This is a genomic window from Lysinibacillus sp. S1 (assembly GCF_044986265.1).
Taxonomy (GTDB): domain Bacteria; phylum Bacillota; class Bacilli; order Bacillales_A; family Planococcaceae; genus Lysinibacillus; species Lysinibacillus capsici.
In genome coordinates, this window is record NZ_CP173154.1 from 4067899 (window position 1) to 4090476 (window position 22578).

Genomic DNA, 22578 nt, shown 5'->3' on the forward strand with positions numbered 1-22578 from the left:
AACCAAGTTAACTTTAGACTGAAATGTGACCTTAATTAAATAGAAAGGGTGGTAAATGTGAATGTCACTGAAAATACAGTTGGGGGAGTAATAAAAGAATTAAGGGGTGGTGAGACACAGCTAAGTCTTGGCTTAGACATTGGTGTTGGAAGGGAACGGCTTTCTCGATATGAAAATGGCCGTGCTAAAGTGCCATCGGATATTAGTAGAACACTGGTTAATCGGTTTGATAATCCGAAGCTTGCTTTAGCAGTGCAGCATGAGTATACAGGAACAGGCCCTATTTACTTGAACGGCCCAAACGTAGACCTCCATCGCTGTAGTGTGCGTGAGAAAACAATAGAAGAACTCCAAGAAGCCTTGGATGCCATAACTAGTACAAGCCTAGCAAAACCGAGTGATGCCATTGAGCACTTCGAAAGGAAAAACATCATGGACATGATTGAGGAAGCAGTCGAGGCAGCAACAGCACTGGCAAACTTTATCGCAGTAACCACTGAGCACCTTGGCATAAGCTACACAGGTGTATGGATGGACCATTATAAATATCTTCAAAAGGTAGGATTTATTAAATGAATATAGATGAACAAATTGAAAGAGAACTAGCTTGCATAGATGATCTAACAGATGTAATCAAACTACACGTAAAAGCAGGTCGTATCAACATAGCAAAACAACTAGAACGAGACCTACATAATTCACTGGATCAACTAGAAAAACTTCATAAGCGAAAAGAGTTATGGGCAACGGTTGCTGATTTAAACCAACGAGGAATACTAGTTCAGGTGGTGAAGAAACTTGCGCATCAAGCCTAGAGCGTGGCGACACATGACACTAAAGCAGAGGTTAATTTATGTACATTTCTTCTGTGATAAGAGGGTGTTGGAGAAGTTAAATGGCAATAAAAAAGCTGCTTAATCTGAGCGAAAGATTAAACAGCCATGACAACTTATATACAAATCTATTATACCACAAGTTACGACGTTTGCGAGATTTATCTCGCTCTCGTCAAGCAGCTTACAGCACCGTCTCCCTACGGTTATGCTTTGCCACTGTAAGTTGCTTGATGGGATGCCATCAGAAAGAAGGTGAGCACATGCGACAACTTATGGAAGTTGAAAATCCAATGGTGTTGGGAACGATTGAATCCGTAAATAGCGTACCTACATTTCGGTATATTGAGAGAGATTTTCGAGATATCTACGGTAGCTTAATCGTTTATAACGATGATTATATGGAGTTTTCGAATGGCGATATCGTTCATTTAGACAACATCCATACGTATTTAGAGGATAACTACAATGCGAAATTTTACACAAAAAAATAAACCACTACTCGTAATAGTGGCTTAACAAATCATTTTTACCATCATATCACGAAAGGAAGTAATTTGCATGGTTTTAGCAAAAATTACAACTGCTGATATGAGTCGCGACGAGTGGTTAGACGCTCGTCGCGCTGGTATCGGTGGGTCAGATGTTGGTGCAATTATGGGATTCAATCAATATAAAAGTGCTTATCAAGTGTTTTTAGAAAAGACTGGTCAATATCATGAGGAAGTCGATAACGAAGCTGTATATTTCGGGAATGCATTAGAAGATTTTGTAGCTCAAGAGTTTGCCAAACGAACAGGAAAAAAGGTTCGTCGATTAAATAAGATGTTAGTCCATCCAGAACATGATTTTATGCTTGCTAACCTTGATAGGGTTGTTGTTGGAGAAAGAGCAGTGCTTGAGTGTAAAACAGCTAGTGAGTACGTGAAAGATGCTTGGGAGGGTGAAGAAATTCCAGCAAGTTATTTATGCCAAGTCCATCATTATCTAGCTGTTACAGGCTTTGAAAAGGCATATATCGCTGTACTTGTTGGTGGCAATAAATTCATCTGGAAGGAAATTGAACGTGACGAGGAATTTATTCAAATTCTCATAGATCGAGAGAAAGACTTTTGGGAAAACCATGTCCTAAAAGATTTAGCTCCACCAATTGACGGCTCGGATGCTACCAATGAATTGATCAAAAAAATGTACCCTCAAGACGATGGAACGGCCATCATGCTCACGAAAGATGATGATGTATTGTTGGACGCTATTGATTCCATTTCATGCGAAATTAAAGCGTTAGAGCAGCAAAAGAAAGAGTACGAGAATCAGCTAAAGCTAAAGTTAGAAAACGCTTCAGAGGGGCACTCTCAACGTCATAAGGTGACATATAAAACAGTTGTTTCGAATCATGTTGATAGTAAGCGACTAAAAGTTGAAGTTCCAGATGTATATGAAAAATTCATTAAACCATCATCTTCACGACGACTAACTATTAAAAAATTGGAGGCTTAATAAATGGCTACTACAAATGAATTAAAAGCAAAGTCACAGAATCAAGTATCAAAGCAAGTAACGCCTGAATCATCATTAAATGCATTGTTAAAAAAGATGGGTCCTGAAATCCAACGCGCTTTACCGAAACACATGGATTCTGATCGTATCGCTCGAATTGCATTAACAGCAGTTCGAACAACACCAAAATTACTAGAGTGCGACCAAATCAGTTTTGTAGCAGCACTTATGCAATCAGCTCAACTAGGTGTTGAACCAAATACAGGGCTAGGGCAAGCGTACTTAATCCCTTACGGAAAACAGGTTCAGTTCCAGTTAGGTTATAAAGGCTTAATTGACCTAGCTGTTAGAAGTGGTCAATACAAAGCTATTTATGCCCATGAAGTGTACCAAGAAGATGAATTTTCATACTCTTACGGATTACACAAAGATTTAGTACATGTTCCTTCACAAAACCCAGAGGGCGAGCCAATCGGCTACTATGCTGTATACCACTTGAAAAACGGAGGATACGACTTTGTTTACTGGACAAGAGAACGAATTGAAAAACATGCTCACAAGTTCTCTCAAGCAGTTCAGAAGGGTTGGACAAGTCCTTGGAAGACCAATTATGACGCAATGGCCAAAAAGACAGTACTAAAAGAAGTATTAAAGTTTGCTCCTAAGTCAATTGAGCTTCAAAAGGTTGTTGAGGCTGATGAAACTATTAAAACAGAGGTTTCAAAGGATATGAGTGAAGTTATTGATGTAACTGACTATTCGGTTGTTGAAGAAGAACCAGTTCAAGAGGAAATGATTATTGAACAGTAATATACCTCACAAAGTCCTTCTGCCTGCTTGGATATTTGAGCAGGCGAAGGATAACGATGAAATCAGACGTTTGGTGCTGCAGTACATGCAACGTTACCCAAACTATCGAATTATCAAAGTGGGTGGTAGTTTTGCAGTTTGTGAGCGTGAACAGAGGTTGTTATAGGAGGTTTAGAAATGATTTGTGGCTACTGTGGTAACGAGGCTGAGTTTATGTCCAGTAAAGAATTTTATGGTCAAGATTATGGTGTGAATATGTACGTGTGTAGACCTTGTGATGCTTATGTAGGAACGCATGGAAAAGGGAAAACACCACTTGGTACATTAGCAAATAAACGATTACGTTCAATGCGAAAAACAGCTCATTCGATGTTTGATCCTTTATGGAAAGGAAAATATCGAAAAATGGGTAGGGGCAAGGCGTATCAAGTAATGCAAGAATTAATGAATTTACCACCTGAAAAGGCTCATATCGGCATGATGGATGAAGAACAATGCTATGAGCTGATTCAGAAGTTAAAGGTTTATAGGGGTCTAATTTAAAAAGTGTGGAGGGACAAATGTATGGGTATTCAACTACAACAATTCATCAGACAAAAGAAATCGGAACTTGAACAGAGTGGTAAGTATAGACACGTTTCAATCCACTCGAAAGATGCTGTAATGCTAACAGGAAATAGCATTAGTCAACAATTCTTAGCAACAGACACGCCATACTCACAACATGGTCATGAGGTTAAACCTAGTGAGGTTCCAGAAATACCATCAATGCCATTTAAGGAGAATGCAACAGAGGTGATTTTCGAGGCCATTGAGAAACGAAAACGTAATCCTAGTGATGTTAAATTCTATTTCTTGTGGATTTTGTGAATATGTCTGTGATTAAAAATTTGAATATTGAAAATATGGAGGGCGAACCATGAAAGTATTTCAACAAAACATCTTTGGTGGAGAGGATGAAATTATTTCTACTGTTCCTGTCATTGTTTTAAAGCACAAAGAAAAAGATGAACGTTATCTAGCTGCAGATATTGAAGTAGCAGATTTCAGTGATCCAGATGGTGATATCACAATGGATGATATTCAAGACGCTTTCATCATCGTTCGGAATGATCGTCAAAAGCCAGGGCAACCAGAAATAGATGAAGTAATAGCACATTCAGAGGCATACAAAGCTTACATGCTTGAAAAATTCGGTAATAGAGCTTCCATCAGTTACGATGTCGCAAAATGGCTTGAAACATATGAGCCAGTCAATATTGATATGCCAGTAGATAAGTTCAATGAGGCAGCATATGCAAATGATTGGGAGCCAGTGAAAACGTACTAGGAGGGGCGAGGGCAAATGGCTAAATTTAGATATGTTTATACATCATTATGGACAGACGGCAAAGTAATTGAAGAATTTACACCAGAAGACAAATTATTTTTCCTTTATTTATTAACAAATGAACACACGAAGCAAATCGGTGTTTATCAAATTACAAAAAAGCATATGGCATTCGAATTGGGTTATTCGCCAGAAGTAATAAATGCGTTAATGCAGCGTTTCTTGGATCACCATAAATTGATTCGCTACAACGAAGAAACAAGGGAAATTGCGATACGGAACTGGGGCCGTTACAACCTCATAAAAGCAGGTAAACCAATAATGGACTGCGTTAGACGTGAATTAGAGGATGTTAAAGATACTTCTTTATTAGAGTTTGTTGTTGGTTCAGTATCCCATGAAAGTTTGAAGCAGCTGTATACCAATGTGTTGAACGGTGCTAGTAACTATGCTGAACCATCTAAACAATCTAAACCAAAAGATTTGGACAACATTACTAAACGTGATTACATCATTTTGCGTGATGGTCAAAGATGCTTCTACACAGGGTTAAAACTTCAATTAAAAGATATTGAACTGGATCATATCAATCCTCAAGTAAACGGTGGGGGTTCAGAGATTTCAAACCTAGTAGTCTCTTACAACAAATTTAATAATTTAAAATCTGGAACAACAGATTTAAGGGAAGTGGTAGATTTCTGGAATTTAAAACATCCTGAAATTCCAGTCAATTATGAAACTGTAATTGCAAAAATAAACACTTTGAAAGAGTTTGAATACGAACGAGCAGAGGCAAATGTTTCGATAACTGTAGCTGTCAAAAACGAAATTTACGATACGTATACGTTACGTAATTATTTAAATACGATACGTGGACAAAAAGAAAAACAAACAGAAAAACAAAAACAAAAAGAAAATAAAAAAGAAAAACAAACAACAGACAGTGAAGTCGGTCAGTCGGTTTCTTCTCAATCTGATTTTGCTAGATTAGTTGAATTTACAAATCAAAACATTACACCTGTTCTTCCAACAATCGCTGAACACCTTGGTTACATCTTGGATGATTACAAAGACGTGGATTTAATCTTAGCAGCATTACAAAACGCGGTATTAAACAACGCTCGTAACAAAATTAAATATGCAGAAGGTACATTGATCAACTGGCGTAAAGACATGATCACTACTTACCAGCAATTGCGGTTGAAAATGAAGGAGGTTCAACGAGATGCAACCAATAGCCAAAGCTATGAACGACATAGTAACGAAGAATATGACGGCCTCTCACTCTAGCGAAGTATGTAGCCATTGCGGAAATGAAATCAAGGCGATTCCAGTTGAGGTCCTTGGTAGAACTCGCTGGGTGCAACCTGTATGCCAATGTGAGCAGGACATTAAAAAGGCAGAGGTTGAACGTTTGATACGAGCTAAAGAGGAAAATGAGGTACGTACTTTATTCTCTATCAGCAATATTGGTGATAAATACTTGAATGCTAGTTTTGATAATTTCTTAATGCGGCAGGGTTCTGAAAAAGCTTTCAAGGCTGCTAAATACTATGCAGAACATTTCGAAGAATTTGGTGCTGAATCTCTCTTGTTGTGGGGCGATGTAGGGAATGGTAAAACTCATTTAGCTGCAGCAGTACACAATTATTTAACTGCTCGAGGTAAGGTAATAGTTTTCATATCAATGCCAGAGTTACTAAGCAAAATCAAAGCTACCTTCAATCGCAACAATAACGAGAGTGAACAACAAATCATGAAAGCATTAATGATTTGTGACTTGTTGATTATCGACGACTTAGGGGCAGAAAAAATAAGTGATTGGGTGCTAGAAACTATGTTCCAAATATTTGATGGCCGTAGTCGTAGAAAAAAACCTATTCTAGCAACATCAAATCTCAATCCAAAAGATTTACCAGAGCAAATAGGCAAGAGGATACCTGATAGATTAATCGAAATGTCGCAACCAGTTAAAAATGAGGCTACTAGTTTTCGAAGAGAAATCGCTAAAGGTCGCTTGAGTAAATTCAATGCAATTTTAAATCAGTGAGGGGCAACAGCCCCTTGATGGAGGGTGAAGGGATGATAAATGAACAATTTTTAATAGACCAAATCATTTTGTATTTAGGGCAGTTTCAGCGCTTCGGAGGCAAACAAAACGAAACCATGGCTTATAAACGTTTGGAGCAATTGAGAGCCTTGGTAGGGCTTAAAGATGCTGATGAGGCTACGGATTATCTTATTTCACGAATGGAAGGGGCGATGGCTGCATGAGTAGAGAGATTAAGTTTCGGGCGTGGGATGCGAAGAAAATGAAAATTCGCGCAGGATGTAAAGGGTTTTATAAGCAAAATGGATATGTACTAGCAAAAGCACCATATCACCCATACGCAAATAAAAGAGGTTACGTTCCTTTGCATAGGTTGGTTATGGAGAATTACCTGGGACGTTATTTAACACCTAGAAAAGAGCTTGTTCATCATATAGATGGAGACCGTTCGAATAATAATATTCAAAATTTAAAATTAACAACACCTAGCGAACATTACATTGAAGAGCATTTTAAAGCTAGAAATCCAAATGGCCAATTTGTTGCTGAAGAAGAGATTTTCAGTGAAATGAAATTCAGGTTATACGATCGAGATAAAAATATTGTGCAAATTTACACCTTAAAAGAATTGATGTCTAAGACTTACAGACGGGCTAAATTTAAGTTTAGAGGGCGATGGACAGGCTTAAAAGATAAGTACGGCAAGGAGATATATGAAGGTGACATACTGGAGCTATACATTCCGAATTGGGCAGATTGTGACGATGTTCAACGATTTGTAATAAATGAATATTGTCCTGATGTTTCTTATTTACAAGCTGTTGTTAAACATTGTGAGGAATGTTTATTGGATGGTGAAAACGATTATATCGAAGTCGTCGGCAACATATACGAAAACCCTGAACTACTGGAGGTAACAGCATGACATTAACTGAACAACTGGCATTTCATTTTGAAGATGATGAGATTTGGAAACCTGTTGTTGGTTATGAAGGGCTGTATGAAGTTAGTAATAGAGGGCAAGTTCGATCCCTGGATAGGCCAGTTTATAGAGGTGACAAATTTCATTGTTATATGAAGGGTCGAGTATTAAAACAATCTAAAACAACTACGGGTTATCAAAAAGTGGAGTTAGTGAAACCTGGACAAAAAAGTAAATCTCTTAAAGTACATCGGTTAGTAGCATTTGCTTTCATACCAATCATTGAAGGAAAGAATTTGGTTAACCATATAGACTCTAATCCTATTAACAACAATGTAGAAAACTTGGAATGGTGTACACATTCAGAAAATCTTGTTCATGCATATCGTTCAGGCGAAAGAGATTGGTCTATTAAAAATAAAGAAGAGTTGATAATTCAGACCTATTTAGAAGACAGAAACATTGGTTGCAATACAATTGCGAAGCAAATAGGGTGTGATGGCAAAACAATCAAAAGGCTGCTTGAACAACATGGAATACAAATACGAAGCAATAAAGATGTTAGAACCAAGGTTCCTTATGAGGTATTAGAAACGGAATTCAAAAATGGTTCGAGAAATATTGATATTGCTAAGAAATATAGCATCAGTACAACAACGGTAAAGAGGTACAAAAGAGAATATAAGGAGGGATTAAAAGTTGAATCAAACGCAGCTTATCGGAAGGCTAACTAAAGATCCCGAGATTTCGTACACTCAATCAGGTATTGCAAGAGCACGTTTTACGTTAGCTGTTAATCGAACTTTCAAAAATCAGAATAACGAGAATGAAGCTGACTTTATCCAGATTGAAGCATGGAGAAAAACTGCTGAAAATGCTGCTAACTACTTAAAGAAAGGTAGTTTAACAGGGATAACAGGATCTATACGCACTGGTTCGTATGAGAGAGACGGGCAAAGAATCTATTTTACGAACGTTGTAGCAGACAGTATCCAATTCTTAGAGCCGAAAAACGGCACAGGAGGCTCACAGGGCGCATCAAACTACGAATCTAGTACAAATACAGGTGGACAGTATCAAGGCAGTTCACAGGGGCAATATGGCGGTAATAACAATCAACCGAGTTATATGCAGGGTAATGAAGATCCGTTTGCAAATTCAAAGGCACCGATTGATGTTAACTCGGATGATCTGCCTTTCTAAGAAGGAGTGATTACTGATGATAACAAAACGACCTACGAAGAAAATCATTGGAGCTAAGACGCGAGATAAGCTTGAAAAGCAAATTAAAGCTGAAAGACAGAACCATTGGTATCCAACCAGTGATATTAAATTCTTTGAATATGAAGCAAGACCATATCAAGTGCTATTACGATTCGGAAAAGGGGCAGCTAAATGAACTTAAATGAGTATCAATTGTTAGCAACGAGAACAGCAGCTAAACATGATAATGAACTAGTTAATTATGGTCTAGGTATCGCAGGTGAGGCTGGAGAGGTTGCAGATTTAATTAAAAAAGCTATGTTCCATGGTCATGTTATTGATCATGTGGAGGTTAAGAAAGAATTAGGTGATGTTATGTGGTATCTAGCAAATATCGCTAGATTGGCAGGTTTGTCATTAGATGAAATTGCAGAAGCCAATATCGAGAAATTAAAAAAGCGCTATCCAGATGGATTTAGTACTGAGGCAAGCATTAATCGAGCAGAAAATGAGTGAAGGTTGGTGAAGTAATGGGTGAAATAGAAGTAGAAATTTATGGCTGCAATAAATGTGAAAGCTTAACCATGGTAGAGTGCAACAAAGAATTAAGATGCTGCGCAGTATGTGGTGAAGTGTGGGATTCCGAAAATCTTTATGTAGGTGGTTCAGGAACAGTAACAAATATAGTAGAGAACGGTTAATTCATACACGCTGCTGGTAGAACGGCATTAGATTGTTTTATCAGCAGACTTCTAAGAGTGCTGACAGGAGGGCAAACATGAACATACTCACATTTGAAATACCAGGAGATGTGCAGGCACAACAACGACCACGAGTAACACAAAATGGCACATTTGATCCGAAGGAATCCAAAGACTACAAATCATTTGTAAGATTAGTAGCTTCACAAGTAGCGCCAGAAACCCTAATAACAGAAGATATAAAGCTAACTATCGATGTTTATCGTAAGATACCAAAAGCTATCAGCAATAGCAAGAAAAAGCTACAGCAGGCGTTAAATGGTGAGTTACGACCAACAACTAAACCAGACATCGACAATCTGGCAAAAGGCATTAAAGATGGTCTAAGTAAGGTTATATGGCGTGATGATAGCCAAGTGACAGAGTTAGTTGCTCGTAAGTGGTATTCGGATAACCCAAGGGCAGAGGTGACGATTGAATGGCACCAAAAGTAGAGAGTCGATACATCTTATTCACTGGTGAGGTTCATGAATCGGTTAAGTTTGATTTCACCATACAACAGATCGGAAGCTTCATAGCTATGTGGAATCAAGGATATCCAATTAATGAGATAGCTCAGAAGCTTAATGCGAGTAAGGTGAGTGTGGCTTTAATTCCTATGGACCTTGAAATGGCAGGAAGGATTGGGCCAAGAGCTGGTGGATTGTTAGGAAAGAGGAAAGTGGTTAGTTGAAAATTAGTGTGAAGATAATGAGGTGATTAAAATGACAAATAAAATTGTAATTTGGGCATTGTTTGATAGTGGAAATGGATCCTATGAAAAAGGCGCAAAAAGATTTAAGGAAATTGAAATATTTCCTATAGGATTGGATATTGAACAAAAAAACAACCATTTTATTAACCTGGACTTAGCAGATTATAGTTATTTATTTGGTGACAATAAACTTTGGTCAACATTGGATTTGTTACCGAAACCTGATGCAATTATTGCTAGTCCGCCATGTGAAAGTTGGTCAGTGGCAAGTGCAATGGCGAATGGAAATGCCTGTTGGAAACAAGAACAAGGCGATTCGTTATTTTCTCCACAAATACCGTTGTCACGTTTTACAGTGAGGGATTACAAGGACTATGAAGATTATCAGTTCAAGCCTGAGAAGTCTTTTATTAATCGAATAAATGGAGAACTGTGTGCGTTTAATTTAATTCAAATTATCAAGCGTTACCAGCCAAAATACTACATTATTGAAAACCCTGCAACGAGTAGAATTTGGGATTACTTTGATAGGGTGCTAGGTTTCAACATTCCCTACGATAACAAAACATTTTATAACAATTATGATTATCCACTAAAAAAGCCAACGAAATTTAAAAGTAACCTGCATTTGAACCTAAAACAGGAAAGTACACAAGGAGAAATCGAGTGGAATAACTATAGCAAAAAGTATAACGAACGTTCGAATATACCTATGAAACTAGTAGAAGCGATATTCGAGAGAATCATAGTAGAACATTCGCAGAAATTAGCGATGTAGTCACTAAACAATATGAGTAATTTAATTAAAAAAGGGCATCTGCAAATTATTAATTTTGCAGATGCCAATAAAGATCATACAGATTCTATAGGACCTAAAATATCATTTAAACGTTTGGCAAATTCCTTATCCTCTTTTATTGCATCTAGTAATTCTGATTGGTCTGAAATAATTGCTAAATTAGCTTTGATGAAACGTTTATAAAAGCGATAATCTAAACCGTGTGCATTACAAAAATGTTCAAGATATCCTGATTCTTCGTAATTTTTTAATAATCTAATGGTATTTAGGAGTCTACCCCATCCTACTATCGACATAATGAAAACACCTCCTTATATAAATTTAAGGATAGTTTTCACAGAAAAATAAAATTTATGCATATAAAAAAGCCGCAGCGTCGTCACATGCTACAGCTCGAATTGGTTTATGCCCTTTTAAGACGAGCTAGTACAAGTAGTATATTATAACACGGGAGGGCAACCCAATGTTAAAAGGGCAAATTAAAGTTACAAAAGNNNATWWWCKWCRGKGGRTTRARAATTWMCGWWRGAKGAYTRAAACCWWTRAGGMAGCAARACARCCAGTAKTTAARGCYGATAATAATAGTTACMTCGKGGCAAAAACAGCATTGTACRGTATTGAGGCAGCATTKCCRAAKGCTAGTGKAGRTACAAGTGATCCGGTATATACAGAGGTACAACGTCGTGTATACTCTCTAAATTACCGAATTAAGGAATATGAGCAAAAGATTGCTGAGGTTCAAAAACGTATTCCGTTAGTACAAGGAGACAGAGAGATTGAAGTTCTTCATAGATTGCTAGATGGTGATAGCATGCGGGCTATTGGTAAACATATGGGGTTATCAGGTACAACTATATTCAGGGTTAAAAATAGTATTATAGGACAAATGTTAAAGTAGCTGAAAGGCTACTTCTTATTAATAACATTTATTCAAAAATCGGGGCCAGATTGTTGAATAACAATTAAGGTCACCAAAGGACGCTTTAGGAGCTTTTTTGTTAATGGTATAATATATTTAAAATTCCTTTATTAGGGTTGTTTGCGCGAGAGCTATACTGTCAATAGATTGTCTTGAAGGAGAAGTGATTTTAAATGAATAGACGAAAATTGTATTGGGTATTACTTGTTCCTAGTGTTCTTATATATATTGTAACTTTAATTTTATTGCCTGAAAGTAAAAAGAATTATTCTGTATTTTTAATTCTCTTATTTTGGATTGTTTATTATGGTGTTATTAAAATAAATGATTTGAAAAACAAACGAAGAAAATTATAGGACATTTAATTGAAAAACCGATCTTCCACAATCAGGCGCGATTGTGGAACGAAAGAAACAAATGAAACAGATGTAACAAAAGGAACAAATGTAAAACATGTAGCATGTTTTGTGAAATAAAAAATCCATTGTAAACTGGGAGGCAGGACGGCGCGGTAAGCTTTTCCTCTCTTGGTATTTATAAAAACCTAAATATTAGGGAAAGACAGACCGACGACCGACCCGCGCTCCATAAATTTGTTCGGAGCAAGACATACATGGCCGGCCCATATTTTTTAAGAGATTAGGTATCTTAATTAATATAAAAGGCTAATAAAAACTGAAGGAGTGGTTTATATGTGAACTTCGTCCACTTTCCATTTAATTCAGTCAAACTTACTAAAACAAACTTACTACAGGTTCAAAGTGCACGGAAATGCACTATAAAACTAGAACATAATTCGTTACAAAATAACGTGGTGTCGCTCTACCACGAGTCGGAAAAGAGCACTCGACAATTTACCACAATATCTAAGCTTTCATCTTCGGATGGAGGCTTTTAATTATGCATGCGAAAGGAGAAAACAAATGAAACCACAAATTGAAAACAACTTTATGTACCACGCACCAAAAGAGGGACAACCAGCAAAGTATGAGGCTATTCGTGAGAAGGCGAAAGAGCTTGCTTACCTTATCGATGAAGAATGTCCTAACAGCCGTGAGAAGTCAGTTGCTATGACTAACCTTGAAACTGCTGTTATGTGGGCCAACGCTTCAATTGCACGTAATTAAGAGCCCTTCACAGGGCTTTTCTTTTGCTTTGAAAACTGCATCAAACAGCCAAAACGCTACGAGTTGAGAGGGTAGAGTTTGATGTGGTTTTGATAGCAAAAAGTTGTTACATAGTTTTCTACATCTAGCTTATCATTACTTATGGGTGATAAAAGTGAGTAAAAGAATATTTGAATGGTTTATTCTAATTTGGACTAGTTTAATGGTTTTACTAATTTCCGGTTGGATAATGATGGAATTCTATGGCTGGAAGGATACTATAGTTGCTGCAATAATCGCTTTTTTTGGAGCAATATTTGGAGGTGCAATTACTTATATTGGAGTTAATAGAACTCTGAAACATCGAGATAGAGAAATATTCTTTAGCAATGCCACAGAAAAACTAATGATTTTTAGTGTATTAATAGATACTTATAGTAAGTACCTTAATAAGATGTATATATACGAAAATTTATTACAGCTTGGCGAAGAAAGTATGACCAAAAATGTTTTAGAAACTATAAAAGAACTTCATCAACAATTAATAAATGACAGAGAATATATGTATAAGAGTATGGATTATGATGCTATTGAAATTGTAGAATACCACAAAAAATCTATTGGAAGATACATTGTTACTGAAAAAATAAACAAACATACAGCTGAAATACTTATTGGTGATGTTCGTGACATTTATGCAATTTTTGATAATAGTAAAAGGATATTTGAAGAAGAGTATAGAAAATTTAGAAAAAACGTTTAACGCATCCTTCGGGGTGTTTTTCTTTTGCCCTGAAAAGTGAGTATCGAGCAGTTTCCTCCCCTTTGACTGCCAGGGCAACGGCACTTACTTTTGAGAGCAAAAAGTTATTACATATATTTCATCTGCTAGGTTATGATTGGGTGGGAGGGATATATATGGTTAATGTAAACAATTATCAAATTTTACTAAGTGAAGAAGAATGGAATGATCTCGACTTAGAGATTGGTAATAATTTAGAAGAAATGTCTTTTGAGGTATCGCAAAGTAAATACAATCTTTTAGAAATGAATAACGGGAAAATGTCAGTTGATCACTGGAAAAACGAATTCAATCAAAAGATGCTCTCAATAAGTATTAACTATGGTTATGTATATGTATATTTTAAAAAACTTGATGGATATGATATTTATCAAAAGAAGGATCTAGAAAAAATAGCTTATCATTACTGGTTTAGTTATGAAGTAGAAAGTTTATTATATAGATTATTCACTTTGGTAGATAACTTAGTTCATATTATCAACGTGAAATATCAACTTGAAATAGAAGAAAATTTACAATTTAGAAAGAATGTTTTAAGTGCTTTAGAAAGTAAAAACAAAGATTTGTTTGATTGTTTTAAAGATGCAATTAAAGATGATAGATATGTAACAGCACAGGATGTAAGAAATAGTTTTACACATAACCACTCACCTTTAAGTATGACTTCTGGTTTTGTAAAACAAGGACAGACTATAACAATTTCAAAAGGTAAGTATAGTAAACCTGTGGAAATACTTGGTTGTATAGATGAATTCATTAATTTATTAAAAGAAATAACAAAGGAATGTAATAAGCATTTATAATTCTCTAAACCACCTAGTAGGTGGTTTTTATTTTTTAGAGCAATTAGCATAATGGGGTGATGCCATTGGACATCGTAGTAACGATTCCTAAGAGTGAATATGTAAATGATAATAAAGAAACTACTGTTTATGAACAAGGTGGATATGAACAGTTCTGGCAACTATCCAGACAACCTAAAAAGCTAAACATTGGTGATAGAGTGTATTTCGTAAAAAACGGATATATTGAGTCATCAATGAAAGTAATACAAATCGAAACAAAGGCGACTGCGTCATGTGAGGTAACTAATCGCACATGGAATGGTTGTCTTATTTTTATGGATGATTTAAGGCAAGAACGCTTAGAACAAGTAAGAGGCTTCCAAGGCTTCAGGTATAGGTGGTGGTGATTATGAGATATGGCTAGAGCGAGAGACCCGAATCGAGATAAAGCATTTGAAATTTACAAAGAACACAACGGTGATATTACAAATCGAGCAATAGCTGAAAAGTTAGGTGTTCCAGAAAAAACAATTGGCTCATGGAAATCAAAATCTAAAGACAATTGGAACGAGAAATTAAATGGAGTACTCCAAACAGACGAACGGAGTACTCCGATAAAAAGTGTTAAGAGAGAAAGAGGCGCTCCTATTGGTAATGCTAACGCAAAAGGTAATCGAGGTAATAAAAACGCGTCAGCTCCAAAACAAAACTCAAATGCTCTCACTCACGGATTCTTTCAAAAGTTCTTACCAGAAGAAACGCTCGAAATAATGGAAGCAATGAATGAGCGTTCTCCAGCCGATTTAATTTGGGACCAAATACAAATACAGTATGCTGCAATCATAAGGGCTCAACGAATTATGCACGTCGAATCTAAAGATGAAATAATTAAAGAGCTCAAGAAAGCGAAATACGATTACTATCCACGTTCTAAAGAGGATGGCGGAGGCGTCGAAAAGGCTGTAACAGAAGAAGAATATGAGTTTCAATTCGCATGGGAACGACAGGCACAACTACTCACTGCTCAATCGAGAGCAATTGGGGAGTTGCGTTCTTCTATTCGTCAGTTTGTTGAGATGGCTGATCAGGATGATGAGCGTAGGTTGAAGCTAGAGCAGATGCAGTTAGGTATCGATAAAACAAAACTAGAAATCGAAAAGATTCAATCTGGAGATACAACAACTCAAGAAAGCGAAATTGCAAAGATGCTGCGTAAAATGGCAGGTGAGGAATAATGGCAGAGCTTACACCCAAACAGAAAGAGGTTATGGACTGCTTTATTCATGAAAAACCTAAAATATTGGCTGCTAGTGGTGCCAAGAGGGCAGGTAAGACATTTATTCTTATACTGCTTTTTTTAATGCATATTGCTAAGTTTGAAAACCAAGGGCTATCTTTTATTATCGGTGGGTCCACACAAGCGAGTATTCGTCGTAATGTGCTTGATGATATGGAGGCTATTCTAGGCAAAGAATTAAAGTTGGATAAAACCAATGCAGTCCGTGTGTTTGGTAATAAGGTGTATTGCTTTGACGGTACTAATGCGGATGCATGGAAAAAGGCTCGTGGTTTTACAGCAGCAGGTGGATTTTTGAATGAAGGCACCGCATTACATGACATGTTTGTTAAAGAGGTAATCTCACGATGTTCATATCCAGGAGCTCAAATCCTCTTAGATACTAACCCAGAAAATCCAGCACATCCAGTTAAGACAGACATTATCGATAAAGATGGTCAGTTACTTGAAAGTGGAAGATTAAATATCAAGGTATTTCATTTCACTTTGTTTGATAACATCTTTCTGGATCCGGAATACGTGGAGTCAATTATTGCTTCTACACCATCTGGAATGTTTACAGATCGTGATATTCACGGTTTATGGGTGTCGGCAGAAGGAATTATATATAAAGACTTTAATAAGGACCGAAACTACATTTCTAGCAAAGAGTTCGAAAAAATCAACATTGTTAAATACTTTGCTGCTGTTGACTGGGGCTATGAGCACTTTGGGGCAATCGGGGTATTTGCAGAAGATGAGAATGGAATTGTTTATTTATGTGAAGAACATGCCAAACAGCACCAAGAAATTGATTACTGGGTAGACATCGCTAAGGACATCAAAAAACGTTATGGCAATATCAATTTCTATTGTGATTCAGCGCGACCTGAGCATGTTCAACGCTTTAGACGCGAAGGATTAAGGGCAATTAATGCAATTAAAAAAGTAATAGCAGGAATTGAGGAAGTCGCCAAGATGTTTAAAATAGGGCGGCTTTTTATCGTTGAAGATAAAGTGAAAAGGTTTAAGGGTGAAATCCACCAATACGCATGGAATGGTACTACTGGAGAACCAATTAAGTTATGGGATGACGTATTGGATGTGATACGTTATGGAATCTATACACATTATCAGAAGGCAATTCTAAAAGGGAAGAACCGATAAGGAGGTGGTGCAGTGAACGAATACATTGCTTATATTAATGAGAAAGGTGTTACTCCTTTATTACTTAATAAGCTAGTAGATGAGACAAAGGCTGAACGAAACAAACGACTACTAAACTACAACCGGTATAAAGCTGAAATTTCAGCAGTCCCGATTTTAACACGTAAACCGACTGATTACGCTCAAGGTAATGACCATGTTGTTCGTGTTGACGATAAGGTGAATAACACTTTAAATAATCCACTAGATGCTGAAATAGTAGATACCAAGGTTGGCTACATGTTCGGTAATCCAATTTCATACGTAGTAGACAAACAAGCTCAAGGCCTTGATAAATTATCTGAGGCGATTGAGCTTTTTAATTTGCGTAATTCTGTTGATGATCTTGATAGTGAGTCAGGGAAGAAAACAGCTATTTGTGGCTATTCAGCACGACTACTTTACATTGATACTGATGGAAATGAACGGGTTACGACCATTGATCCATGGGAAACAATTATCCTATCGGAAACAGCAGACGTTAGTGAACCTAAATATGCTATGCGATATTTTAAAAGCGCAGCACTAGATGCTGAGGGTGAGAAAGTAGAGATTGAGCAGCTGGTGTTCTATGATGCTACAACTGAAAAACTCTACACACGTACTGATGCCGATTCACCTTTTGTTTTGAAAGATGAACGGAAGCACTTATTTGACTATTGCCCTTTATTCGGTGTTCCAAATAACGAGGAGTTGCAGGGCGATGCAGATAAGGTGTACAACCTCATCGACGCTTATGATAGAACTTTATCTGATGCTTCAAACGAAATCGAACAGTTCCGATTGTCCTATCTAGTACTTAAAGGTATGGGGATGGATGACGAAGATGCAAAGAAGGTTGCTCGAACAGGTATCTTTGAGCTGATGGGTGAGAATGACGACATTAAATATCTAACCAAAGATGTTAACGACCAAATGATCGAGAACCATCTGGATCGCTTAGAAGAGAACATCATGCGCCTAGCTAAGAGTGTAAATTTCAGCGATGAATCGTTTGCAGGTAATGCAAGTGGCGTAGCTATGAAATACAAATTAATGGCACTTGAGAACAAATGTAAGACGATGGAGCGAAAGTTCACGACTGCTCTTCGGTACCAATTTAAAGTGCTATGTAGTGCATGGGCCAAGAAAGGTATTTGCTCAAAGGATGACTACTTGAAAGTTTGGTATGAATACAAACGCAACATTCCTATTGATTTACTGTCCGAGGCACAAGCTTCACAAGCGTTAAAAGGATTGGTATCAGAGCGTACTCGCCTTTCTAAGTTGTCTGTTGTTGATGATGTGGAGTATGAACTTGAAGAAATGCAGAAGGATGAACAACTGTTTGGTAATGGGCTTGAACCTTTGAATGAGGATGACGCTGACCTAAAAGAAGTTGATGTCTCATGAATCAACAGGAAATCAATCGTATCTTAGATGATTTAGAAGCCAAGGCTGAAAAAGACATTGAGGTTGTGTTTGCACGACGTTTAAAGTCTATTCTTGCCCAAATGTTAGACATGCATCGGAAGTTTGGCAGAAACGGTGAGGCTACTTGGACAGATGTTAATAAGTACAACAGATTCAACCAAGAAATGCGAATGATTGCTAAAGAACTTAATGCTGATTACAAAGAGATTATTAAACTCATACAAGCTTCAGAGGAACGTCTTTACATCGAGAGATACTTATTGATGGCTTATCTCTTGCAACAGTCTACAGGCGAGGAAATGGGCTTTAAAATACCATCTGCTGAGGTGATTCAAGCAGCGTTAACTAATCCTGTTGAGTTTTTGACGTTGCCAAAGATATTCGAGGCACATAGAAACGACATTATCAGGCGGTTAAACATTGAGATAGCACAGAGCCTACAAGCAGGAGAGAGTTACACTGACATGGCTATCAGGATTGAAAACGCTATGGGATGGACAAGGAAGAAAGCTATTCTCGTTGCACGTACAGAAGGTGGCCGTGTGAGATCTCAGGTTGATTTAGCCATTGAGGAACAAGCAAGTAAAACAGCAAGGCTTACTAAGGTGTGGATGTCATCACTTGATACAAGGGTTCGTAAGTCTCATAGAAAGCTAGATGGTCAGAAAGCTGATAAAGAGGGCTACTACCATTTCGGCAAGTGGAAATCAAAAGCACCGAGGTTATGGGGCATTTCTTCAATGGATATCCAGTGTCGTTGCCACACGATTTACATGGTCAATGGCAAGTTACCGGAATACAGGAGAGGCCGAGACTACATGGATGATGCGTACCAAAAGAAATTGGCTGCTCGTATTGATGCTTATATGTCTGATTTAGGATTGTCCTACAGACAGGCTTTTAACAAAGCGTACAAACTGGTGAAACCACCTAGTGTTACAATTCCGTTCATGAGTTATAAAGAGTGGAGAAAACAATTCAGTGGAGAGGAGTAAAAGCAAAAGGTGATTTAATCCTTTTGCCTAATCTCTAAATAAACTGAGAAACTGATAGCAATAAACATTATTATCGAAAAAATAATTGTAGCAGTTGATTTGAGAGAGACTGATGTAAAAAATAACACAAGAGAACAAATGATAATAGCTACACGCACTAAAATATTTGTTTTTTTACTTGGCTTTAAAAAATCTTCCAGAATGCCAAGAAAAAAACAAAACGCTATCAATACTAGATACTCATAAAGAAGTATAGGCTCTAAATATTCTGGACTAAACCTTGCTAACTGAATTGCAGATATAAACATAAGAATATATTTTGTGTATTTAAAAATGACTGACAAAGTATCACCTCATTTTTATGATAGTTAACTAAATAATGTAAGTCCAGATGAAATTTGGAGTAATTTTAGTCGTAGTCATACGGCTTTTTATTTTTGTCTTTACTCTTGTAGACGCTATAAAGAACGAGAGAAAATAAACTTTTGAACGGTTTAGGGGCTTGATGAGGCAACTAAATTGGGCAAGGAGGAAAACATGAAATACAATCCATTCAATCTTAAAACTTTAATACCTTTAGATATTCAAATGCTTGCTGACGGGGGCGAAGGAACTCCCCCGACGGATAACCCACCACTAGGAGATGGAGGAAACGGTCAAGGGGCTACATTGACACTTGAATCGGTTCAATCATTTCTAAACGACAATGATGAGGGTAAGAAATGGCTTCAATCATTTGCTGATACTCGAGTAACTGATGCGATTAAAACGTACGAAACTAAAACTCTTCCAAAGAAATTAGAGGATGAGATTTCCAAGCGTTACCCACCAGAATCTGAGGAAGCAAAACAGTTACGCGACTTAAAAGCACAATTTGAGCAGTCTCAAAAAGAAGCCGCGCGCGAAAAGTTAGTTAATCAAGCGTTGTCTACTGCAACAGAAAAGAGTTTACCAGCAAAATTAGTAGAGTTCTTTGTAGGTGAGGATGCAGAAAAGACAACTGCTAATTTAGGCATCTTTGAAGCTGAATTTAATGCTGCTGTACAAGCAGAAGTAGACAAGCGCTTCAAAGATGGTGGAACGCCACCGCCACCAAAAGGTGGTCATCCTACTACATTGACGAAAGAGGCAGTACTGAAAATGACGCCTGATGAAATCAATGCGAATTGGGATGAAATCGTGAAAAACAAATTACTATAACCGATTATCGGTAAGGAGGAAATTACAATATGGCAATTACAAACTTTATTCCAACAATCTGGTCAGCTCGACTACTACACAACTTACAAAAATCTTTAGTGTTTGGACAAACAGGTGTAATCAATCGTGATTATGAAGGGGAAATCAAAGCTTATGGTGACACCGTGAAAATCAACGGCATTGGTGCTGTAACAATCGGTGACTATACAAAAAACTCTAATATGGGAGATCCAGAAGAGTTAACAGATCATACGCGTTCACTACAAATTACTGAATCAAAATTCTTCAATTTCCAGATTGATGATCTTGATAAAATTCAACAAAACCCTAAATTAATGGATGCTGCAATGGCTGAAGCTGCTTATGCACTATCGAATGTTGCTGATCAATTTATTGCATCACATTATGTACATGCTACGAATACTATTGGTACTGATGCAACACCAATTGAAGTGACAAAGGATAATGCTTATGAATACCTAGTAGACCTTTCAACTAAGCTTGATGAATCAAATGTGCCAACTCAAGGTCGTTTTGCTGTTCTACCACCTTGGTTTGAAGGTTTATTGTTAAAGGATGATCGTTTCGTTGGTTCAGGTTCTTTACCAGCTGATGAGCGTTTATTAAATGGCGTTGTAGGTCGTGCAGCAGGTTTCTTATTAATGAAATCTAACAATGCTCCTACTGTTGCAGCAGACACTGGAGTGGTTGCAAACTCTAAAATCATTGCAGGTCATAACATGGCCTGGACGTATGCTGAACAAGCAGCTCAAGTTGAAGGATACCGCCCAGAGAAACGTTTTGCAGATGCTGTGAAAGGACTTCACTTGTACGGTGCCAAAGTGACACGTCCTGAAGCTCTAGCAGTGTTATCAGCTAAACGTCCACAATAAGGAGGGATTTTAAGTGTTTGTTAAAAATTTGAAAACAGATATCACATGGGCGGTCACTGAGGAACACGGTGCCCGTCTTTTACGTACTGATGAATTTGAAGAGGTGGAAGCATCTAAGAGTAAACGTGCTCCAGCTAAGAAAACGGAATCAGACGAAACAGAAAAGTAGGTGGTCTTATGTGGGAACCAACACAAGAAGAATTAGATCAACTAAAGCAAATGAATAACATAACAGGAGCTAAGCATGATGGATTTTACCGTGCAATGGCTCCTATTTTATTTGATGTAGCAAAAGACCATTGTAATGGTAGGTGGGAACCGTCAGAAATGCCACAAGGAGTTAGATTGTTCATTGCTAAAGCCATACAGTTTAATACACAATCAACGGGTCTAAAAGGGCGTGTAATGGGGACTGTCTCGTATAGTTACGACACTGAGTTCCCAAAAGCCATTTGGACATATCTAAGGCCATATAAGAGGGTGAGATTCCATGCATTACGATGAATTTCCTCATGAGGTTGAAGTAGTTCAGAAACGTAAGGTATCCGATGGTGCTGGTGGATTTAAAACAGAATGGTCTCCAGTAGATACTATGGAGGCATTTGTTGATACGCCAACAAGTAAAGAGCAGTATTACGCACAACAGATAGGCAATCCGTTACAAAGATATATGTATTATCCTTACAGAACTGATTTGACTTCTAGCATGCGATTACGCTATGAAGGTGAGATATATGCATTCGCTGGTCGTCCTGAAGATCAGGGTGGTCAACACGAAATCATGCGTGTGGCATTAAAGTTGGTGACTGAATAGTGGCTAGAATTACATTCGGAGGGCGTGAGTTACTAAGGGCAGCACGTAGATTTGAAGAAGGTTTATTGGATAAGATATCAGATATTGTTTATGAGACAGCACGGCTTATACAAACGCAGGCCAAGGCTCTAGCTCCTGTTGATGATGGTAGCTTGCGAGACTCAATCGAAATGAAGATGCTTGGCAAATATAATGCTGTTGTAACGGTAGGAGTACATTACGCGGTAAACGTATGCCGCCCTTATTGGTAACAATAAGTGTTTAAGA

36 protein-coding genes are annotated in these 22578 nt (G+C 37.4%); 34 read left to right on the forward strand and 2 right to left on the reverse strand.

Annotated features, from left to right (window positions below; all coding sequences use genetic code 11):
• Window positions 1-57: 57 nt before the first annotated feature.
• The 20 genes from ACHZEU_RS20350 (at window position 58) to ACHZEU_RS20445 (ending at window position 10881) form a co-directional block, all read left to right on the forward strand.
• A complete protein-coding gene (locus ACHZEU_RS20350) occupies window positions 58-576 on the forward strand; it encodes a helix-turn-helix transcriptional regulator (protein ID WP_279495709.1) in 519 nt (172 codons plus the stop codon).
• A complete protein-coding gene (locus ACHZEU_RS20355) occupies window positions 573-815 on the forward strand; it encodes a hypothetical protein (RefSeq protein WP_279495708.1) in 243 nt (80 codons plus the stop codon). The genes ACHZEU_RS20350 and ACHZEU_RS20355 overlap by 4 nt, the downstream gene beginning before the upstream one ends.
• Window positions 816-1096: 281 nt before the next feature.
• A complete protein-coding gene (locus ACHZEU_RS20360) occupies window positions 1097-1327 on the forward strand; it encodes a YqaI family protein (RefSeq protein ID WP_279495707.1) in 231 nt (76 codons plus the stop codon).
• A gap of 67 nt (window positions 1328-1394) precedes the next feature.
• Window positions 1395-2333 (forward strand): YqaJ viral recombinase family protein, encoded by a 939-nt coding sequence (locus ACHZEU_RS20365; protein WP_279495706.1) that lies wholly within the window; start codon window positions 1395-1397, stop codon window positions 2331-2333.
• A gap of 3 nt (window positions 2334-2336) precedes the next feature.
• Window positions 2337-3143 carry a recombinase RecT gene (locus ACHZEU_RS20370; protein ID WP_279495705.1) on the forward strand — a complete coding sequence of 269 codons (807 nt, stop codon included), beginning with the start codon at window positions 2337-2339 and terminating at the stop codon, window positions 3141-3143.
• A 177-nt stretch (window positions 3144-3320) separates the two neighbouring features.
• The gene (locus ACHZEU_RS20375; RefSeq protein WP_279495704.1) at window positions 3321-3686 is read left to right on the forward strand and encodes a zinc-finger-containing protein; all 366 of its coding nucleotides are present in this window, start codon (window positions 3321-3323) and stop codon (window positions 3684-3686) included.
• A 21-nt stretch (window positions 3687-3707) separates the two neighbouring features.
• The gene (locus ACHZEU_RS20380) at window positions 3708-4013 is read left to right on the forward strand and encodes a hypothetical protein (RefSeq protein WP_279495703.1); all 306 of its coding nucleotides are present in this window, start codon (window positions 3708-3710) and stop codon (window positions 4011-4013) included.
• 49 nt (window positions 4014-4062) lie between these two features.
• The gene (locus ACHZEU_RS20385) at window positions 4063-4473 is read left to right on the forward strand and encodes a hypothetical protein (RefSeq protein WP_279495702.1); all 411 of its coding nucleotides are present in this window, start codon (window positions 4063-4065) and stop codon (window positions 4471-4473) included.
• A gap of 15 nt (window positions 4474-4488) precedes the next feature.
• Window positions 4489-5763, forward strand: coding sequence for a DnaD domain protein (locus tag ACHZEU_RS20390; RefSeq protein ID WP_279495700.1), 1275 nt, complete (start codon window positions 4489-4491; stop codon window positions 5761-5763).
• A complete protein-coding gene (gene zapE, locus ACHZEU_RS20395; RefSeq protein WP_258860841.1) occupies window positions 5699-6523 on the forward strand; it encodes an AFG1/ZapE family ATPase in 825 nt (274 codons plus the stop codon). The genes ACHZEU_RS20390 and zapE overlap by 65 nt, the downstream gene beginning before the upstream one ends.
• Before the next feature lie 32 nt (window positions 6524-6555).
• On the forward strand, window positions 6556-6747 hold the full coding sequence (locus ACHZEU_RS20400) for a hypothetical protein (protein WP_279495699.1): 192 nt from the start codon (window positions 6556-6558) through the stop codon (window positions 6745-6747).
• Window positions 6744-7448, forward strand: coding sequence for a YopX family protein (locus ACHZEU_RS20405; RefSeq protein ID WP_279495698.1), 705 nt, complete (start codon window positions 6744-6746; stop codon window positions 7446-7448). Before ACHZEU_RS20400 ends, ACHZEU_RS20405 begins: the two co-directional genes overlap by 4 nt.
• Window positions 7445-8179: an NUMOD4 motif-containing HNH endonuclease gene (locus ACHZEU_RS20410; protein ID WP_279495697.1), complete on the forward strand. Its 735-nt coding sequence runs from the start codon at window positions 7445-7447 to the stop codon at window positions 8177-8179. The genes ACHZEU_RS20405 and ACHZEU_RS20410 overlap by 4 nt, the downstream gene beginning before the upstream one ends.
• Window positions 8145-8648 (forward strand): single-stranded DNA-binding protein, encoded by a 504-nt coding sequence (locus tag ACHZEU_RS20415; protein WP_279495696.1) that lies wholly within the window; start codon window positions 8145-8147, stop codon window positions 8646-8648. The genes ACHZEU_RS20410 and ACHZEU_RS20415 overlap by 35 nt, the downstream gene beginning before the upstream one ends.
• 16 nt (window positions 8649-8664) lie before the next feature.
• Entirely contained in the window at window positions 8665-8844 is a 180-nt protein-coding gene (locus ACHZEU_RS20420; RefSeq protein WP_279495695.1) for a hypothetical protein, read from the forward strand.
• A complete protein-coding gene (locus tag ACHZEU_RS20425) occupies window positions 8841-9164 on the forward strand; it encodes a nucleoside triphosphate pyrophosphohydrolase family protein (RefSeq protein ID WP_279495694.1) in 324 nt (107 codons plus the stop codon). The genes ACHZEU_RS20420 and ACHZEU_RS20425 overlap by 4 nt, the downstream gene beginning before the upstream one ends.
• A 14-nt stretch (window positions 9165-9178) precedes the next feature.
• Window positions 9179-9349, forward strand: coding sequence for a hypothetical protein (locus ACHZEU_RS20430; RefSeq protein ID WP_279495693.1), 171 nt, complete (start codon window positions 9179-9181; stop codon window positions 9347-9349).
• Between the two features lie 77 nt (window positions 9350-9426).
• Window positions 9427-9843: a RusA family crossover junction endodeoxyribonuclease gene (locus tag ACHZEU_RS20435; RefSeq protein ID WP_279495692.1), complete on the forward strand. Its 417-nt coding sequence runs from the start codon at window positions 9427-9429 to the stop codon at window positions 9841-9843.
• On the forward strand, window positions 9828-10082 hold the full coding sequence (locus tag ACHZEU_RS20440) for a hypothetical protein (RefSeq protein ID WP_279495691.1): 255 nt from the start codon (window positions 9828-9830) through the stop codon (window positions 10080-10082). The genes ACHZEU_RS20435 and ACHZEU_RS20440 overlap by 16 nt, the downstream gene beginning before the upstream one ends.
• Window positions 10083-10113: 31 nt before the next feature.
• Window positions 10114-10881, forward strand: a complete 768-nt coding sequence (locus ACHZEU_RS20445; RefSeq protein ID WP_279495690.1) for a hypothetical protein — start codon at window positions 10114-10116, stop codon at window positions 10879-10881.
• Window positions 10882-10955: 74 nt separating this feature from the next.
• Here ACHZEU_RS20445 and ACHZEU_RS20450 read toward each other — a convergent pair whose 3' ends face one another.
• Complete coding sequence (locus ACHZEU_RS20450) at window positions 10956-11198, reverse strand: hypothetical protein (protein WP_279495689.1); 243 nt, start codon at window positions 11196-11198, stop codon at window positions 10956-10958.
• A 1546-nt stretch (window positions 11199-12744) separates the two neighbouring features.
• Between ACHZEU_RS20450 and ACHZEU_RS20455 the strand changes: the two genes are divergently transcribed.
• The 8 genes from ACHZEU_RS20455 to ACHZEU_RS20490 all read left to right on the forward strand — a co-directional run bounded on the left by ACHZEU_RS20455 (window position 12745) and on the right by ACHZEU_RS20490 (window position 19404).
• A complete protein-coding gene (locus tag ACHZEU_RS20455; protein ID WP_066037345.1) occupies window positions 12745-12948 on the forward strand; it encodes a hypothetical protein in 204 nt (67 codons plus the stop codon).
• A 154-nt stretch (window positions 12949-13102) separates the two neighbouring features.
• Complete coding sequence (locus tag ACHZEU_RS20460) at window positions 13103-13690, forward strand: hypothetical protein (protein ID WP_279495687.1); 588 nt, start codon at window positions 13103-13105, stop codon at window positions 13688-13690.
• A gap of 155 nt (window positions 13691-13845) precedes the next feature.
• The gene (locus tag ACHZEU_RS20465) at window positions 13846-14532 is read left to right on the forward strand and encodes a Cthe_2314 family HEPN domain-containing protein (RefSeq protein ID WP_279495686.1); all 687 of its coding nucleotides are present in this window, start codon (window positions 13846-13848) and stop codon (window positions 14530-14532) included.
• A 65-nt stretch (window positions 14533-14597) separates the two neighbouring features.
• The gene (locus ACHZEU_RS20470; RefSeq protein WP_279495685.1) at window positions 14598-14921 is read left to right on the forward strand and encodes a hypothetical protein; all 324 of its coding nucleotides are present in this window, start codon (window positions 14598-14600) and stop codon (window positions 14919-14921) included.
• A gap of 9 nt (window positions 14922-14930) precedes the next feature.
• Window positions 14931-15749 (forward strand): phage terminase small subunit, encoded by an 819-nt coding sequence (gene terS / locus ACHZEU_RS20475; RefSeq protein WP_279495684.1) that lies wholly within the window; start codon window positions 14931-14933, stop codon window positions 15747-15749.
• Complete coding sequence (locus tag ACHZEU_RS20480; protein ID WP_279495683.1) at window positions 15749-16957, forward strand: PBSX family phage terminase large subunit; 1209 nt, start codon at window positions 15749-15751, stop codon at window positions 16955-16957. Before terS ends, ACHZEU_RS20480 begins: the two co-directional genes overlap by 1 nt.
• Before the next feature lie 12 nt (window positions 16958-16969).
• Window positions 16970-18388 (forward strand): phage portal protein, encoded by a 1419-nt coding sequence (locus ACHZEU_RS20485; protein ID WP_279495682.1) that lies wholly within the window; start codon window positions 16970-16972, stop codon window positions 18386-18388.
• On the forward strand, window positions 18385-19404 hold the full coding sequence (locus ACHZEU_RS20490; protein ID WP_279495681.1) for a phage minor head protein: 1020 nt from the start codon (window positions 18385-18387) through the stop codon (window positions 19402-19404). The genes ACHZEU_RS20485 and ACHZEU_RS20490 overlap by 4 nt, the downstream gene beginning before the upstream one ends.
• Window positions 19405-19418: 14 nt before the next feature.
• Here the strand turns inward: ACHZEU_RS20490 and ACHZEU_RS20495 are convergent, their stop codons facing one another.
• Entirely contained in the window at window positions 19419-19748 is a 330-nt protein-coding gene (locus ACHZEU_RS20495; RefSeq protein ID WP_345803555.1) for a hypothetical protein, read from the reverse strand.
• 193 nt (window positions 19749-19941) lie between these two features.
• Here ACHZEU_RS20495 and ACHZEU_RS20500 point away from each other — a divergent pair, with 193 nt between their 5' ends.
• The 6 genes from ACHZEU_RS20500 to ACHZEU_RS20525 are packed head-to-tail and all read left to right on the forward strand — an operon-like array spanning window position 19942 to window position 22562.
• Window positions 19942-20604, forward strand: coding sequence for a DUF4355 domain-containing protein (locus tag ACHZEU_RS20500; RefSeq protein WP_279495680.1), 663 nt, complete (start codon window positions 19942-19944; stop codon window positions 20602-20604).
• Between the two features lie 29 nt (window positions 20605-20633).
• Window positions 20634-21497, forward strand: a complete 864-nt coding sequence (locus ACHZEU_RS20505; RefSeq protein WP_054550321.1) for a P22 phage major capsid protein family protein — start codon at window positions 20634-20636, stop codon at window positions 21495-21497.
• Between the two features lie 13 nt (window positions 21498-21510).
• Window positions 21511-21666, forward strand: a complete 156-nt coding sequence (locus ACHZEU_RS20510; protein WP_279495679.1) for a hypothetical protein — start codon at window positions 21511-21513, stop codon at window positions 21664-21666.
• Between the two features lie 8 nt (window positions 21667-21674).
• Window positions 21675-22001, forward strand: a complete 327-nt coding sequence (locus tag ACHZEU_RS20515) for a hypothetical protein (RefSeq protein WP_279495678.1) — start codon at window positions 21675-21677, stop codon at window positions 21999-22001.
• Window positions 21988-22311: a phage head closure protein gene (locus tag ACHZEU_RS20520; protein WP_279495677.1), complete on the forward strand. Its 324-nt coding sequence runs from the start codon at window positions 21988-21990 to the stop codon at window positions 22309-22311. The genes ACHZEU_RS20515 and ACHZEU_RS20520 overlap by 14 nt, the downstream gene beginning before the upstream one ends.
• Window positions 22311-22562 carry an HK97 gp10 family phage protein gene (locus ACHZEU_RS20525; protein WP_279495676.1) on the forward strand — a complete coding sequence of 84 codons (252 nt, stop codon included), beginning with the start codon at window positions 22311-22313 and terminating at the stop codon, window positions 22560-22562. Before ACHZEU_RS20520 ends, ACHZEU_RS20525 begins: the two co-directional genes overlap by 1 nt.
• The last annotated feature ends 16 nt before the right edge of the window (window positions 22563-22578 follow it).

Bases quoted from the DNA above. Each gene is read 5' to 3' on its own strand.
- ACHZEU_RS20355 (WP_279495708.1), top strand. From the start codon at position 573: ATGAATATAGATGAACAAATTGAAAGAGAACTAGCTTGCATAGATGAT.
- ACHZEU_RS20360 (WP_279495707.1), top strand. From the start codon at position 1,097: ATGCGACAACTTATGGAAGTTGAAAATCCAATGGTGTTGGGAACGATT.
- ACHZEU_RS20365 (WP_279495706.1), top strand. From the start codon at position 1,395: ATGGTTTTAGCAAAAATTACAACTGCTGATATGAGTCGCGACGAGTGG.
- ACHZEU_RS20370 (WP_279495705.1), top strand. From the start codon at position 2,337: ATGGCTACTACAAATGAATTAAAAGCAAAGTCACAGAATCAAGTATCA.
- ACHZEU_RS20375 (WP_279495704.1), top strand. From the start codon at position 3,321: ATGATTTGTGGCTACTGTGGTAACGAGGCTGAGTTTATGTCCAGTAAA.
- ACHZEU_RS20380 (WP_279495703.1), top strand. From the start codon at position 3,708: ATGGGTATTCAACTACAACAATTCATCAGACAAAAGAAATCGGAACTT.
- ACHZEU_RS20385 (WP_279495702.1), top strand. From the start codon at position 4,063: ATGAAAGTATTTCAACAAAACATCTTTGGTGGAGAGGATGAAATTATT.
- ACHZEU_RS20390 (WP_279495700.1), top strand. From the start codon at position 4,489: ATGGCTAAATTTAGATATGTTTATACATCATTATGGACAGACGGCAAA.
- zapE (WP_258860841.1), top strand. From the start codon at position 5,699: ATGCAACCAATAGCCAAAGCTATGAACGACATAGTAACGAAGAATATG.
- ACHZEU_RS20400 (WP_279495699.1), top strand. From the start codon at position 6,556: ATGATAAATGAACAATTTTTAATAGACCAAATCATTTTGTATTTAGGG.
- ACHZEU_RS20405 (WP_279495698.1), top strand. From the start codon at position 6,744: ATGAGTAGAGAGATTAAGTTTCGGGCGTGGGATGCGAAGAAAATGAAA.
- ACHZEU_RS20410 (WP_279495697.1), top strand. From the start codon at position 7,445: ATGACATTAACTGAACAACTGGCATTTCATTTTGAAGATGATGAGATT.
- ACHZEU_RS20420 (WP_279495695.1), top strand. From the start codon at position 8,665: ATGATAACAAAACGACCTACGAAGAAAATCATTGGAGCTAAGACGCGA.
- ACHZEU_RS20425 (WP_279495694.1), top strand. From the start codon at position 8,841: ATGAACTTAAATGAGTATCAATTGTTAGCAACGAGAACAGCAGCTAAA.
- ACHZEU_RS20430 (WP_279495693.1), top strand. From the start codon at position 9,179: ATGGGTGAAATAGAAGTAGAAATTTATGGCTGCAATAAATGTGAAAGC.
- ACHZEU_RS20435 (WP_279495692.1), top strand. From the start codon at position 9,427: ATGAACATACTCACATTTGAAATACCAGGAGATGTGCAGGCACAACAA.
- ACHZEU_RS20440 (WP_279495691.1), top strand. From the start codon at position 9,828: ATGGCACCAAAAGTAGAGAGTCGATACATCTTATTCACTGGTGAGGTT.
- ACHZEU_RS20445 (WP_279495690.1), top strand. From the start codon at position 10,114: ATGACAAATAAAATTGTAATTTGGGCATTGTTTGATAGTGGAAATGGA.
- ACHZEU_RS20450 (WP_279495689.1), bottom strand. From the start codon at position 11,198: ATGTCGATAGTAGGATGGGGTAGACTCCTAAATACCATTAGATTATTA.
- ACHZEU_RS20455 (WP_066037345.1), top strand. From the start codon at position 12,745: ATGAAACCACAAATTGAAAACAACTTTATGTACCACGCACCAAAAGAG.
- ACHZEU_RS20465 (WP_279495686.1), top strand. From the start codon at position 13,846: ATGGTTAATGTAAACAATTATCAAATTTTACTAAGTGAAGAAGAATGG.
- terS (WP_279495684.1), top strand. From the start codon at position 14,931: ATGGCTAGAGCGAGAGACCCGAATCGAGATAAAGCATTTGAAATTTAC.
- ACHZEU_RS20480 (WP_279495683.1), top strand. From the start codon at position 15,749: ATGGCAGAGCTTACACCCAAACAGAAAGAGGTTATGGACTGCTTTATT.
- ACHZEU_RS20490 (WP_279495681.1), top strand. From the start codon at position 18,385: ATGAATCAACAGGAAATCAATCGTATCTTAGATGATTTAGAAGCCAAG.
- ACHZEU_RS20500 (WP_279495680.1), top strand. From the start codon at position 19,942: ATGAAATACAATCCATTCAATCTTAAAACTTTAATACCTTTAGATATT.
- ACHZEU_RS20505 (WP_054550321.1), top strand. From the start codon at position 20,634: ATGGCAATTACAAACTTTATTCCAACAATCTGGTCAGCTCGACTACTA.
- ACHZEU_RS20515 (WP_279495678.1), top strand. From the start codon at position 21,675: ATGTGGGAACCAACACAAGAAGAATTAGATCAACTAAAGCAAATGAAT.
- ACHZEU_RS20520 (WP_279495677.1), top strand. From the start codon at position 21,988: ATGCATTACGATGAATTTCCTCATGAGGTTGAAGTAGTTCAGAAACGT.